Raw genomic sequence first — 13,583 nt, 5'->3', positions numbered from 1 at the left:
GATGGAGATACAGCGTATCTTCGTGTAAAATGGTAATGGATAACCATAGATTGGCTGGTGTCAGGTATGAGCGAACAACCCAAAAAACCCGCGTATGGCGGACAAGCGATTATAGAAGGAGTGATGTTCGCAGGGAAGCGTATCACTGTTTCTGCGATCCGGAGAAAAAATAACAACATTGAATATTATGAAGAGCGTAAGGTTAACCGCCCTATCCTGCAAAAGCTAAAAAAAATTCCTTTTGTACGTGGAACCGTTGCCTTAATCGAAGCTGCCGCAGTCGGAAGTAAACATTTAAATTACGCCTCAGATCGCTATGACGTTCATCCGGACAACGATGATGAGATTAAGCCGCAAGAGCATCGTTCCAAAATGACGATGTTTTTCGGAGTTGCCGCGGTCGGCGTATTCGCATTTTTATTCGGAAATTTTCTATTTACGGCGATTCCGGTTTTTATCGCAGAAATGTTCGCGTTTGCTTTTCCTGGGCATGTGGCACAAAACCTACTTGAAGGTTTTTTCAAGTTTATCATTCTCGTCGGATACATTTATCTGATTTCGTTAACTCCATTGATTAAACGGGTCTTTCAATACCACGGAGCCGAACACAAGGTCATTAACACCTATGAAGCAGGAAAGGCATTAACCGTTGACAATGTACAGGAACACTCCCGCCTTCACTACCGCTGCGGCAGTAGTTTTATGCTCTTTACCGTTATCATTGGCGTGATGATTTATTTGCTCGTTCCCTTTGATAACATCATTGAGCGTGTCATCCATCGTCTCTTGCTCATTCCTGTTGTCCTTGGGGTCTCCTATGAAGTATTGCAGGGCACAAACAAGCTACGGGATATTCCATTTCTCAAATGGCTGGGATTGCCCGGTTTATGGCTACAATTGCTCACAACAAAACAGCCTAAAGATGATCAAGTAGAAGTGTCGATCTCCTCATTTGAAAAGATGTTAGAACGGGAAAAAGCGATCGAAGACGAAGAAAAAGTAGGCGGACGTATCGTTTAATTTTTAAGAGAGGTGTATGACTTGTCCAACTCGATCCGTCACCCAGTCATTCTCGTCATTTTGTTATTGGCAGTGATTGGGGTCATTTACCAGTTATTTACGAATCCAAGCGGACTCTTCCTCACACTCATGATTGCTGCGCTCATCGCAGCCGGTTTTTACTTTTTAATGACGAAAGTGATTATGCCAAGACGCAGCGGAATGGACAAAAATTACCGGAAAGCCCTAAAACAAAGTAAAGGACGCCAGAAACAACAAGGAAAAGCACCTGAGGAACGAAACAAAAAGAAACGGAAGTCTCACTTAAAAGTGGTTGATGGCCGTAAGAAAAAGTAGAAACGGGCGACGTGTACTTCACGTTTCCCGTTTCTTATTCGTATTAGCCGCTCCATCTTCGTAAATAGCTTTCCGTCGCCCGTCGTCCGAGTCGTATCAGCCTAAGCCGATCTTCATTCGTAATAGAAAAAGAGGTCGTTTTGATCCTGTCTACAGGTATAAATACTACGTTATCCTGCTTATGCTTTTCGACGTAACGAGAATCACGGCCGTTTTGCATGGTACCGAATACAGAACTGTAAAGATCTAAGGCATTATCGATCTTATTCCTCGTTTCATCAGGCTCAGGATTCAATTGAAATCCTAGCACCGGACGTTTCCTTCGCTCTTCTTTTTGAAACAGCCACATTGGAAAATTGCTTAAAATTCCGCCATCAACGATAAGTGCTCCCTCCCCGTTTTTATCAAACAGTCTGACCGGCTGAAAGAAAAACGGTAAACTGCAGCTCATGCGAACAGCACGGGCGATTGGAAACGTCTCCGGAATGATACCGTAACCATGCAAATCATCAGGGAGAACGAGTAACTGTCCCCGGGTTAAATCGGACGCTACGATCCGAAGCGATTGCGGTTTTAAGTCGCTAAATGTCCGGATCCCTTTGGCTGCCAATTTTTCTCCTACCCATTCTTCCAATTGAGCCCCTTTATACAAACCGAGCCCCCAATACACACCGAGCCATTTAAGCAATAAAGGGAAATGCTTTGTCATCGGGGTCGGATCTAGAAATGTTTGCAGATCCAAATCATCCATAAGCTCTTTCAATTCCCCACTCGTATACCCCGCCTGTACGAGGGCTGCCATGAGCGCACCTGCGCTCGTTCCAGCGAGGCGTGAGAAATGATAATTCCTTCGCTCTAATTCTTCAAGTGCGCCGATAAAAGCGAATCCTTTTACACCCCCACCTGCAAACACGCCATCAATCAACACGATTAATCACCTTCCTACACCATTACCATATGCAGGCGCGGAGTGATTGCGTGTTGTCCAACGTAATTACAGGTCGCGCTTTCTTCAGATTTACATCTAGGTTCAAACTTTTTTAACATGCCTGAGCCTACTCACGTGATCACCCTAATGTCGTACATTTCTATCCAGTTGTAGCTAGATCCCTCACTCATGAAGTTCGTTTGTTTGCCTTCGTTTCATCACAAAACGATGCCAGCCCCTTTCACGGGCTAGCATCGTTTCTAATTTAAGGGTTCCACTTTAGCCCCCTTATGAATATCTTAAGTATATCCAAGACCACCCACGGGTTCGATACCTGAGTATTCATTGCCCATTTGCAGTAAATTTTGCATGATAATCGCTTTTTGTCACTACTAAAAAGGAAACTATGCCAAACCATATGCCTGGCATAGTCCATTTAGTCTTACATGTTCCGATTAAGCGCTCGCACTCAGGATATCCAAGGCTACGACGATGGCAACTAACAGTTGAACCAAGACTTGAATGTTCAACGCAATTTGCGTATCAGTTGAAGAGACATCGATATTTCTGGAATTTTCCACAATCGTTTTCTGGGATGTTCTTTGTTTCATTTTCGACGTTTGTAATAATTCTTGAGTAATATCCTCTGCTTGTGATGAACTACCAATAGCAATTCTAACCACTAAGACTATCGCTGCTTGTATGGCTAATTGCAAGTTGACAGCTGCTTGGGTGTCGGTGGACGTGACCGTTACATCGCAAGAGTCTTTAATCATCATAAAATCTTCTGAAGTTTGAATGGTTTTATTGGCTTGAGTCGCTTGTTGTGTAATATCATCATCGTTGGAGAAGCACGCCATTGGATGTTGGTTCTTCCCATCGTATAGTGCACTCCAGCGCTTATCATCTTGATAACATTGATCTTGATAACATTGATCTTGATAACATTGATCTTGAAATCCTCTTCGAGAATAGCGATCTTGACCTAAATGCATTGATTTTTTACCTCCTTTTTGTTGTCTTACTACACTGTATGACAATCATCTCTCATTTGCGTGGACTGAGTTACATGATAAAATCGTTTATTTTTATTACAAGTGGGTGTTCAATTCCTCGAAAAAGAAACAGTGATTTTCTTTTTCGAGGAAGTTTATCACGCTTTGTAAACACCCTCTAACAAGTTTTTGCTACTCATTCCACCTATTTTTTTTCTTTAATCCGAATTTGAGTCCGTATTTTCATCTTCTGTAACCGTCGTCGTTTGATCATTCAGGAACTCATTTGCCTCTTTTTCAATATTTCTGACAATCTCACGAAGACGCTTGCTTTCTTCTTCTGAAAGGTTCACAGAATCCTTCGTTATATTGTGCTTCGCTAATACACGCTCCACCAACAGATTCATGAGATTTTGCATTTCCATAGAAATTCCTCCTATCCATTAGAATTCCTCATATCATATGCGCCTGCACCACCATTTGTCTGGGGAGATGAGGGGGAAGGGTGGAAAATAGGTGCCTTTCACCCCGAAATATGTTGCCTCGACTGAGCCTGAAGCCCAAACATTATCTTTTTTCCCCGCATACCCTACTAATGAAAGGAGGAAGATAACATGTCAGCTGGAAAAGGTGGATATGGCTTTGGCGGAGGATTTGCGCTTCTTGTGGTTTTATTTATCCTTCTGATCATCGTCGGCTCTGCGTACGGTGGAGGTCACGGAGGATATGGTTATGGCGGAGGATTTTGTTAATTCTTCGTTCCTGAAAATGCAATCCCGTCCGTAATAAAAAACAACCCGTATCTCTTTTAAGGAGTACGGGTTGTTTTTAAGTTGAGGAAGCCCTTGAGTTTAAGCAAAGGTCCAGTATGTCTCGGCATACAATTGTAAAAAAAGCGACAAGATAGCTGCCTCGATTTTGCTTATTCTGTAGTTTTATGATGTTCCTGTAATGTTTCTAGACGACTCTTATCTTCATTAAAATACTGAACGAGATCCCCGATCCGATCAATCGCATCCCAACTCAGGTGATGTTCAATTCCTTCGACATCGCGATAAATATAAGTATCATCAACGCCAATCATATGTAAAAATTCTTCTAGCAATTCATGGCGATAGACGAGTCGTTTGCCAATTTTATTGCCTTTCGCTGTTAATACCAGACCTCTATATTTTTCATAGACAAGATATTCGCTTTTATCAAGTTTTTGAACCATTTTCGTTACTGAAGATGGATGCACTTCAAGCGTGTCTGCAATATCTGATACCCGGGCATAGCCCTTCTCTTCAATCAGTTGATAGATACATTCCAGATAATCTTCCATACTAGCCGTCGCCGCCATCTAAACTCCTCCAATTTTTTCATGCCGATCGAGCGACACAAACGGTCAGGTCGTTGATTATGCACTTATTATTGTACACAAATCGTTCACGAGCGACAACAAACTCTGCTGAAACGTTAAAAACATGTTAATATAGAAGTTACATTACTAGAAAAAAGGTAGGGATGTAAGATAATGGAAAAGGTCCTGATGAATAACTCATTGATCAACCGAGACGAAGCCTCCTTCTCTTTTGATGATCGCAGTATGTACTTTGGCGATGGCGTCTATGAAGTCATTCGAGTGTACAGCGGTTACCCTTATAAACTAGAAATGCATTTGCAGCGACTGCAAAGAAGCGCTGAAGAACTTGACATTACTTACTCTAACTCACAGAAGCAATCGTTAAAATCTGCGATCCAAGAACTCCTGAGCGAAAACGAACTCGTTGAAGATGGCTTCGTTTATATCCAAGTATCCCGTGGTGCTGCTGTCCGCGATCATCTCTACGAACGTAATATTGAACCCATTTCCTTTGCCTTTACGAAAGAAATGGCCATCCCTGAGCAAACCCAGGATGAGGGGGCCGTGGTTTACCTTAGCGAAGACATTCGCTGGCTGCGCTGTGATATAAAAACGGTCAACCTTCTCGGCAATATCATGGCAAAAAGACAAGCGGCAGATCACGATTGCGAGGAAGCGATTCTTCACCGCGGAGAAACGGTAACGGAAGGTTCCTCTTCCAATATCTTCATTGTCAAAGACGGACATTTACAAACTCATCCTGCCGACAACCTAATCCTCAATGGTATCACCCGAAGAGTTGTCATCGATTTTGCTGAAGAACAAGGACTCTCCGTTAATTACACTCCGTTCACTATAGATGAAGCACTAGAAGCAGACGAAGCCTTTATTACAAGTACAATCAATGAGGTTACCCCTATTCGAGAATGGCGGGGGACAAGGCACGGGACGACAAACATCGGACCTATTACCAAGCAATTACAAAACATGATGCGAGAAGATATTGCAAAAACACGAAATGGGGAATGAAAGTAGTTTGGGAAGACAGGATCATAAATCATTCTTTGGTTAAGCACAAAACCCCGCGCCACATTTGAATGTGCGCGGGGTTTGTTTTAAATTCTATTGCGATTCCATCAGTATAGATTTCGTTAATGCACGCACGGATCGTTCTCCGGCAAGTCCCATCGTTAAATCTACATCGGCCAATAAGTTTTGCAAAACTTCCTACACCCCCTATTATCCTGCCACAGCCAATCCATACATGCAGGGCCTTCCCACAAGCACAGCATTTGCACCAAGAGCCATAGCTTTCAGAACATCTGAACCACGTCTGATCCCGCTATCCAATAGCACAGGAATTTCTTCCTGGATGACATCACATAGTCGAGGTAGTGCCTCAAGAGCCCCTAAAGCACCATCGACTTGGCGGCCCCCGTGATTCGACACAGTAAGCCCATCAACACTATGTTCTAATGCTAATTTTGCATCTTCTGGGTGCAAGACTCCTTTTAATAGGATGGGGAGGCTTGTATGCTCTTGTAAAAAAGCAATGTCTTTCCATGTTAAGCTCGCATTTCCAAATACTTGCGACCAATGCATGATCGCTACCGCTGGATCATCTTTTGGTGACTGTTTGAGTGGACAAAAGGCAGGATCCGAGAAATACTTTCCCATCCCTTCCCCGGCTATAAACGGTAAATACACATTTTTTAAATCATATTCACGCCAAGCCATCATTGGTGTATCAAAGCCGCCTGAGCTCTTAAACTCTGGGCGGCTTCTCATTCAAGCTTGATACAGCTTCCATTCGGCAAATTCCTCTTTAATTTTACGAAGATAATCAGCATTGGTGAGAATATCATAGGCTGTTAAAGCCATTGTTTTGGCTCCTACCAATAGTCCTTCAAATCCCTGGTCACTTAGTGCGGCTTCTCGAAATTCATGTGTATGACAAGCAAGCCCCCCATCCGTAATTTTCACATAAGGATGGATCGAAGGGACCACTTGACTCACATTTCCCATATCAAGCGACCCCCCTCCCTGCTTTGGATGGATCTCTTCTCTTGCAACTCCCAGTTTGATCATATTATCAATATATATTTTCGAAAGCGTTTCATTGGTGTTCATATCGTCATACGAAAGTTCATAAAACGACGTTTCTAACTCTGCCCCTGTGGCTATTGCGGCCCCTTTCGCACAGTTTTTCACCTTTTCCAAAACGGGATCAAGCGCTGCTCTTGTTGCTGCGCGTACATAAAACTGCGCTCGTGCAAAATCAGGAACAATGTTGGCCGCTTGTCCACCTTCCGCAATAATTCCATGAATACGAACGTCGGTTGTCACATGCTCCCGTAACGCGTTAATGCTGTTAAACGTCTGGATCACGGCATCCAATGCATTGATTCCTTCATGCGGGTTCGCTGCAGCGTGTGCCGCTTTTCCATGAAAATCAAATTGAATTGCGTCCATTGCGAGTGAAAGACCACTCTCTTCATACCTGGAATAAGGGTGAACCATCATGGCCACATCTAGATGATCGAACACCCCGTTCTCTGCCATTGTCACTTTTCCGCCCCGTGTTTCTTCTGCCGGTGTTCCGTATATGTAGACAGCGCCCCCCGCTTCAGATAAGGCCTGTGCTAAACCGATGCCTGCAGCAACAGCGGCTGTGCCGATTAAGTGATGACCACACGCGTGTCCAAGTTCGGGAAGTGCATCATATTCAGCCATAAACGCGATCTTCGGCCCTGGCTTTCCACTATCGTAAACCGCTTCAAATGCCGTTTCGAGTCCGCAAGTCCCTACAGTAACTGTAAACCCATTTTCTCTTAATTCCCTCGTTAAAACTTCACAAGCTTTATACTCTTCATGGCCAAGTTCCGGGTTATTTCCAATATACTGACTGATCTCATAAAAATTCATTTTTCGTTTGTCAATCGATTGTTGAATGGAAAGCTTCATTTGTGATCCCTCCGCCGAAAATTCCTTAAATCTCCTTGACATTTACTTATTATACTTTATATTTGTATGGAGATAAATATTAATTTAAATGTATAAATATCCATTTTAATGTTGTGATAAGGAGAGAGTATTTTGAAACCAGGCAAACAAAAAGAATTAGAACCTGCAAAATTGGTAAAAGTCCCGCATACGTACGGGATTTTATTTGCGATGATTATGCTAGCGACGCTCGCTACACATTTCATCACTCCTGGCGAATTTGAACGTGTAGAACAAGACGGGCAAACGGAGATTGTTGAAAACAGTTATCAGCAAGTGGCATCAGCTCCCGTCAGTGCTTTTGAAATGTTTCAAGCCATTCCTCTTGGTATGGTGGAAGCTGCACAAATCATTTTCTATATATTCTTAGTAGGTGGTACGTTCGGCGTTATTATGAAAACAGGGACGATTGACGCCTCTGTTTATGGTCTTGTTGGCAAGTTAAAAGGTAAAGGGGTTCTCCTGATCCCCATTATGATGATCGTCTTTTCGGTTCCCGGAGCTACGATCGGTATGTCTGAAGAAATCATGATCTTTGTACCGATTGGAATTGCCGTTGCCAAAGCACTTGGCTATGACACGATTACAGGAACCGCAATGGTGAGCCTTGGTGCAATGACTGGATTCGTGGGCGGCATGATGAATCCCTTTACGGTAGGAGTAGCGCAGTCAATTGCCGAAGTACCGCTATTCAGCGGGATTAGTTTTCGTTTCGCTGTCTACCTCGTTTTTTTAGCTGCCGCTATGTTTTTTTTATTACGTTATGCAAACCGTGTCAAAAAGAACCCCAAGCTTAGCTATATGCATGGACTTGATGAGAAAGGGGTGAGCGGCGCTCCTGAAAAGATTGTATTTGAGTACCGACATGTACTTGTACTGCTCGTCGTTGGTATTGGGTTTTCGCTAAATATGTACGGGGTCTTTCAATGGGATTGGTACTTAACAGAGATGGCTGCGATGTTTATTATTATCGGATTTGTTGCGGGGATTTTTGGTGGTCTTGGTGTGAATGGCATGTTTTCAGCCTTTACAGATGGGATGAAGATGGTTGCATTCGGTGCGCTTGTTGTCGGTTTCGCTCGTGCGATTCTCGTGGTCATGGAAGAGGGACAAGTGATGGACACGTTAGTATACTCGCTGTCGAATTTTATTAGTGCTGTGCCTAGTGCGCTGACTGTGGTTGGTATGTTTGTGCTTCAGCTTTTTGTTAACTTCTTTATTCCGTCTGGAAGTGGACAAGCGGCCACGACGATGCCCTTAATGACTCCTCTTGCAGACTTGCTGGACATTCAACGTCAAGTCGCGGTTCTCGCTTTTCAGTATGGGGACGGCATCATGAATATCATTAACCCTACCTCGGCATCGCTTTTGGCTTTTTTAGCGATTGCAGGTATCCCTTATACACGCTGGGTTAAATTTATTTGGAAACTTGTCGTTGCCTGGATCATCATCGCTATTATTGCTTTACTTATCGCTGTGGCTATTGGTGTTTCTTAACTTGGATACTGTGGTTGTTTGAACCGAGCTCCATCTAGAACTATGTAAAAAGGGGAATGCGTCTAAAGCACCCCCTAGCGGCGATAGGTCCATTCGTCATTTTCGTAGCGCGATTTCGCCAGCTCCTGCACCTTTTGTTCCTGTTGTGGGGTAAAAGTGTAAGGGGATAACTGAATATCCAGTCCCCGCTCAAACCCTTCTTTAAATGCAGCACGAACGCGAGGCGTATCTACCTTGTCTTCGGTTAAATCGTTAATCGGGACTGCTTTTTTGGCAAACGCCTGTTGCATACGTCTTCTTACTCGTTCACTCGGATATTTAAAAAGGTCGAAGAGCTGTTCTGTATCCAGATCAATAATGATCGAGCCATGTTGTAAAATCACGCCCTTCTGACGTGTTTGCGCACTGCCGGCGATTTTTCTCCCTTCGACGACGAGTTCATACCAGGAGGGCGCATCAAAACAGACAGAGGATCTTGGCATTTTGAGCTCGTCTTGTTCTTTTTTTGATGAGGGAATGGAAAAATACGCGTCTAACCCAAGAGATTTAAATCCTTCGAGTAATCCCGTGGAAATGACACGATACGCTTCTGTGACAGTCGCAGGCATCCGTGGATGCTCCTCCGAAACGATGACGCTATACGTAAGTTCTCGATCATGTAAAACCCCTCTACCACCCGTTGGCCTGCGAACAAGTCCTAGTTGGTGACGTTGGACCGCTTCCAGATCAATTTCTTTATGTACCTTTTGAAAATAACCAAGGGATAGCGTTGCTGGCTCCCATTCGTAAAAGCGAATCACCGGTGGAATCAGACCAGCGCTGTGCCAGGTTAAAAGCATCTCATCTAACGCCATATTATACGCAGGTGAACAAGCCCCTGAATCAATCAACAGCCATTCTTCTTTTTCCATGTTTGACACTACCTTTCTCTTTTTAGTTTATCAAACCTTACATTGGGAGAAAACATAAAGATTTTTGCTTTGCGTCCACTGGACATGTTGCTTATAATATGGAGTGGACACAAAAGGGGGAACGATAAAAATGGATGTACTTACAATCATTTCATACATTCTCTGGGGCGGACTCATCGCCTTTGCACTCGTCATGCTTTTTCGCCGCCTGGCAACACCTTCATACCTTACACCCCTTACCCAAGAGGAATTTATTAAAGGCTACCGGAAGGCACAATTGATCGATGTGCGCGAACAGCGGGAATATGAGGGCGGTCACATTTTAGGTGCACGTAATATTCCACTTTCTCAACTCAAACACCGTCTTTCGGAGGTACGTAAAGACCAAGACGTCTATCTTTATGATAATTCCGGGATGCGCAGTCGCCAAGCCGCCCGTCTTCTTAAGAAAAAGAACGGCAATAAAGGTCTCCATTATTTGAAAAAAGGATTTAAAAAATGGACCGGGAAGATCAAGAAGAAAAAGAAATAAGAGAATGAACCCTTTACTTTTATGTGGAGGGTTTTTACACCTATAAGTTTACATAATAAAGTTACTGTTAATATAAATGGTATTTAACAACTCGTTTTTTTGGCATTCTTCATAAGATACGAAAAAACCCCCATTCCGGGGGCTTTATTTATTGCTCTTCCTTTGCTTTTTCGTATCTCAATATCGGTTTTCTGGCTGCCTGTGTTTCATCAAGCCGTGAAATCACCGTCTCATGAGGCGCTTCAAGTACTTGATCTGGCTCCTCTTCGGCCTCTTTGGCAATCGCGATCATCGCGTCTGCAAATTCATCGAGTGTTTCTTTTGATTCAGTTTCCGTTGGCTCGATCATCATGCACTCTTCTACATTCAACGGGAAGTAGATGGTTGGAGGATGGTAACCATAATCCAGTAGGCGCTTAGCGATATCGAGAGCACGCACACCGAGTTTCTTCTGTCTTTTCGCTGAGAGAACAAATTCATGCTTGCAATACTGTTGATATGGGATGTCATAATAAGGTTCTAACCGCTTCATCAAATAATTCGCGTTCAAGACCGCATTCTCGGAAACCTGGTGTAACCCTGTAGGTCCCATCGTGCGAATGTAAGCATAAGCACGTACGTTAATACCAAAGTTCCCATAGAACGGCTTAATGCGTCCAATCGCTTCCGGACGATCATAATTCCATGTGTAATCTTCACCATCTTTGACAAGTAATGGTTTCGGCAAGTAAGGAACCAGCTCTTCTTTCACTCCTACAGGTCCACTTCCCGGTCCACCGCCCCCGTGCGGGCCGGTGAACGTTTTATGCAAATTCAAATGGACAACGTCAAAGCCCATATCCCCCGGGCTTGTTTTTCCCATAATCGCGTTCGAATTTGCACCATCATAATAAAGTTTTCCGCCTGCATCGTGAATAATCTCGGCCATCTCCACAATATCCTCTTCGAACAATCCAAGTGTATTTGGATTCGTAAGCATGAGTGCAGCTGTATCTGGACCCGTTACTTCCCGTAAATGCTCAAGGTCAACAAGCCCCCGTTCATCTGTTTTAACCGTTACGGGATCAAATCCGGCCACGCTCGCCGAAGCCGGGTTCGTTCCATGGGCGGAATCCGGAACAATCACCTTTGTCCGTTGGTGATCCCCGTTCGCTTCATGGAAGGCCCGGATGATCATGAGACCGGTCCACTCACCTTGGGCACCGGCTGCGGATTGCAAAGTGACCGTATTCATGCCTGTAATGGCAGCAAGCGAATCCTGCAATTCATACATCATTTGCAATGCACCCTGGACCTGTGATTCCGGTTGATACGGATGAATGTGCGCAAAACCAGCCATACGGGCAATACCCTCGTTAACTTTTGGATTATACTTCATCGTACAAGATCCCAGCGGATAAAATCCAGAATCAACGCCAAAATTGCGATTGGACAACGCTGTATAATGGCGAATGAGCTGAAGCTCTGATACTTCCGGCAGCTCTGGTTCATCTTTTCGAATATAATCTGATGAAAATAATTCGTTGACGTTTATTTCTGGGACATCATTTTCCGGCAACGATCCGCCGCTTCGCCCAGGTCTGCTCAGTTCAAAAATGAGCCTTTGTTCTTCACGTTTCATAAAGCAGCTTGCACTTCCTTTCTGTTCGCATAAAAATTTAGTTATTTCTTTGCTTTCAGCGCTGCAACAAACTGATCAATCTCTTCTTTTTTGCGCAGCTCGGTCACACAGACAAGCATATGCTGCTCTTGCTCAGGGGAAAAACGTCCGAGATCCAGACCGCCAATAATGCCTTCGGAGAATAACTCCTTATTCACCTCAACCGCCGGACGCCCAACGTCAACGACAAATTCGTTGAAATGCGGACCGTCATGCACGATCGTAAAGCCAGCATCCTTAAGCGATGTTTTTGCATAATGGGCCTTTTGTACATTTTGTACGGCCATTTCTTTGACCCCTTTTTTACCAAAAGCTGACATAGCCACCGAGGACGCAAGTGCATTCAAGGCCTGGTTAGAGCAAATATTCGACGTTGCCTTATCCCTGCGGATATGCTGCTCCCGAGCTTGCAGCGTTAATACGTATCCGCGCTGACCTTCTTCGTCAACGGTTTCTCCGACGAGTCTTCCAGGTACTTTTCTCATGAACGTTTTTTTTGTGGCAAAATATCCACAATGCGGGCCGCCGTATTGGCCTTGAATCCCAAATGGCTGCGTATCGCCGACGACGACATCAGCTCCAAAATCTCCCGGCGGAGTGAGTACACCAAGAGCCAGCGGATTACTTTTCACGATCAGAAGCGCCCCAACCTCATCTGCGGCTTCACGGAGCTGAGTAAGGTCTTCGATCGTTCCGTAGAAGTTTGGATATTGTACGATGACACCGGCTACATCACTACTTATCATCTCTTTTAACGCCTGAACGTCTGTCACGCCTTTTTCGCTCGGAACGGTTTCTAGATTGAGCCTTGGTCCATTTACAAACGTCTGTACGACATCACGCGCTTCCGGATGTACCGTTTCCGAGATCAAAATGGTCTGCTTCTTCATTCGCTTCTGGGTAGCCGCCATTAACGCTGCCTCAGCCAGCGAGGTGTGCCCATCGTACATAGAAGAATTCGCAATCTCCATACCCGTTAACGTGGCAATCATGCTCTGGAATTCATAAACCGCCTGTAATTCTCCTTGCGAAACCTCCGGTTGATACGGGGTGTATGCGGTATAAAATTCCGAACGGGAAATGACAGCGTCTACCGTCGATGGAATGTGGTGATCATAGACCCCTGCTCCCAGAAAAGAGGGGTATTTTTTTATGGAGTCATTTCTAGCTGCTAAAGTTTGAAAATATTCGATAAGCGCAGGTTCCGATAAAGCTTTCCGGACATCTAATCCTTGGTCCAGACGTACACTTTTCGGAATATCTGAAAATAATTCGGAAACGTCACTAGCACCCACGGTTTCTAGCATCTCTCGACGATCATCTTCTGTCATAGGTAAATATCGATGAGTCATTATG

At 44.2% G+C, this 13,583-nt stretch carries 15 protein-coding genes; 6 read left to right on the top strand and 9 right to left on the bottom strand.

What is annotated here, in order from left to right; all coding sequences use genetic code 11:
- Window positions 1-66 precede the first annotated feature (66 nt).
- Both HNR44_RS04260 and HNR44_RS04255 read left to right on the top strand, forming a co-directional pair.
- Window positions 67-1,020 carry a DUF1385 domain-containing protein gene (locus tag HNR44_RS04260; RefSeq protein WP_184402856.1) on the top strand — a complete coding sequence of 318 codons (954 nt, stop codon included), beginning with the start codon at window positions 67-69 and terminating at the stop codon, window positions 1,018-1,020.
- Between the two features lie 21 nt (window positions 1,021-1,041).
- Window positions 1,042-1,356 (top strand): SA1362 family protein, encoded by a 315-nt coding sequence (locus tag HNR44_RS04255; protein WP_184402854.1) that lies wholly within the window; start codon window positions 1,042-1,044, stop codon window positions 1,354-1,356.
- 43 nt (window positions 1,357-1,399) lie between these two features.
- Here HNR44_RS04255 and HNR44_RS04250 read toward each other — a convergent pair whose 3' ends face one another.
- From HNR44_RS04250 to HNR44_RS04240, 3 genes are all read right to left on the bottom strand, one after another.
- Complete coding sequence (locus HNR44_RS04250) at window positions 1,400-2,284, bottom strand: patatin-like phospholipase family protein (protein ID WP_184402852.1); 885 nt, start codon at window positions 2,282-2,284, stop codon at window positions 1,400-1,402.
- A 455-nt stretch (window positions 2,285-2,739) separates the two neighbouring features.
- On the bottom strand, window positions 2,740-3,279 hold the full coding sequence (locus tag HNR44_RS04245; RefSeq protein WP_184402851.1) for a spore coat protein: 540 nt from the start codon (window positions 3,277-3,279) through the stop codon (window positions 2,740-2,742).
- A gap of 218 nt (window positions 3,280-3,497) precedes the next feature.
- Complete coding sequence (locus tag HNR44_RS04240; protein WP_184402850.1) at window positions 3,498-3,704, bottom strand: hypothetical protein; 207 nt, start codon at window positions 3,702-3,704, stop codon at window positions 3,498-3,500.
- A gap of 189 nt (window positions 3,705-3,893) precedes the next feature.
- Between HNR44_RS04240 and HNR44_RS04235 the strand changes: the two genes are divergently transcribed.
- Window positions 3,894-4,031: a YjcZ family sporulation protein gene (locus tag HNR44_RS04235; RefSeq protein WP_184402849.1), complete on the top strand. Its 138-nt coding sequence runs from the start codon at window positions 3,894-3,896 to the stop codon at window positions 4,029-4,031.
- Between the two features lie 170 nt (window positions 4,032-4,201).
- On the opposite strand, the gene mntR is transcribed toward HNR44_RS04235, so the two are convergent.
- Window positions 4,202-4,621: a transcriptional regulator MntR gene (gene mntR / locus HNR44_RS04230; RefSeq protein ID WP_184402848.1), complete on the bottom strand. Its 420-nt coding sequence runs from the start codon at window positions 4,619-4,621 to the stop codon at window positions 4,202-4,204.
- A 174-nt stretch (window positions 4,622-4,795) separates the two neighbouring features.
- On the opposite strand from mntR, the gene dat reads away from it, so the two are divergent.
- Complete coding sequence (dat, locus tag HNR44_RS04225) at window positions 4,796-5,653, top strand: D-amino-acid transaminase (RefSeq protein WP_184402846.1); 858 nt, start codon at window positions 4,796-4,798, stop codon at window positions 5,651-5,653.
- A gap of 210 nt (window positions 5,654-5,863) precedes the next feature.
- Here the strand turns inward: dat and HNR44_RS04220 are convergent, their stop codons facing one another.
- Both HNR44_RS04220 and HNR44_RS04215 read right to left on the bottom strand, forming a co-directional pair.
- On the bottom strand, window positions 5,864-6,364 hold the full coding sequence (locus HNR44_RS04220; protein ID WP_246406973.1) for an alpha-hydroxy-acid oxidizing protein: 501 nt from the start codon (window positions 6,362-6,364) through the stop codon (window positions 5,864-5,866).
- A 48-nt stretch (window positions 6,365-6,412) separates the two neighbouring features.
- A complete protein-coding gene (locus HNR44_RS04215; RefSeq protein ID WP_184402845.1) occupies window positions 6,413-7,588 on the bottom strand; it encodes a M20 family metallopeptidase in 1,176 nt (391 codons plus the stop codon).
- 132 nt (window positions 7,589-7,720) lie between these two features.
- Here HNR44_RS04215 and HNR44_RS04210 point away from each other — a divergent pair, with 132 nt between their 5' ends.
- Entirely contained in the window at window positions 7,721-9,124 is a 1,404-nt protein-coding gene (locus HNR44_RS04210; RefSeq protein WP_184402844.1) for a YfcC family protein, read from the top strand.
- A 74-nt stretch (window positions 9,125-9,198) separates the two neighbouring features.
- On the opposite strand, the gene HNR44_RS04205 is transcribed toward HNR44_RS04210, so the two are convergent.
- Window positions 9,199-10,035: a lipoate--protein ligase family protein gene (locus HNR44_RS04205; protein WP_184402843.1), complete on the bottom strand. Its 837-nt coding sequence runs from the start codon at window positions 10,033-10,035 to the stop codon at window positions 9,199-9,201.
- Between the two features lie 130 nt (window positions 10,036-10,165).
- Between HNR44_RS04205 and HNR44_RS04200 the strand changes: the two genes are divergently transcribed.
- Window positions 10,166-10,567 carry a rhodanese-like domain-containing protein gene (locus HNR44_RS04200; protein WP_184402841.1) on the top strand — a complete coding sequence of 134 codons (402 nt, stop codon included), beginning with the start codon at window positions 10,166-10,168 and terminating at the stop codon, window positions 10,565-10,567.
- 148 nt (window positions 10,568-10,715) lie between these two features.
- On the opposite strand, the gene gcvPB is transcribed toward HNR44_RS04200, so the two are convergent.
- Entirely contained in the window at window positions 10,716-12,188 is a 1,473-nt protein-coding gene (gene gcvPB / locus HNR44_RS04195) for an aminomethyl-transferring glycine dehydrogenase subunit GcvPB (protein ID WP_184402839.1), read from the bottom strand.
- A 41-nt stretch (window positions 12,189-12,229) separates the two neighbouring features.
- Window positions 12,230-13,579: an aminomethyl-transferring glycine dehydrogenase subunit GcvPA gene (gcvPA, locus tag HNR44_RS04190; protein WP_184402837.1), complete on the bottom strand. Its 1,350-nt coding sequence runs from the start codon at window positions 13,577-13,579 to the stop codon at window positions 12,230-12,232.
- Window positions 13,580-13,583: the final 4 nt, after the last annotated feature.

The sequence above is a fragment of the Geomicrobium halophilum genome (genome assembly GCF_014207655.1).
Taxonomy (GTDB): Bacteria; Bacillota; Bacilli; order Bacillales; family Marinococcaceae; genus Geomicrobium; species Geomicrobium halophilum.
Note: the sequence above shows the minus strand (reverse complement) of the source record. Positions and strands in the feature narration are given on the sequence as shown.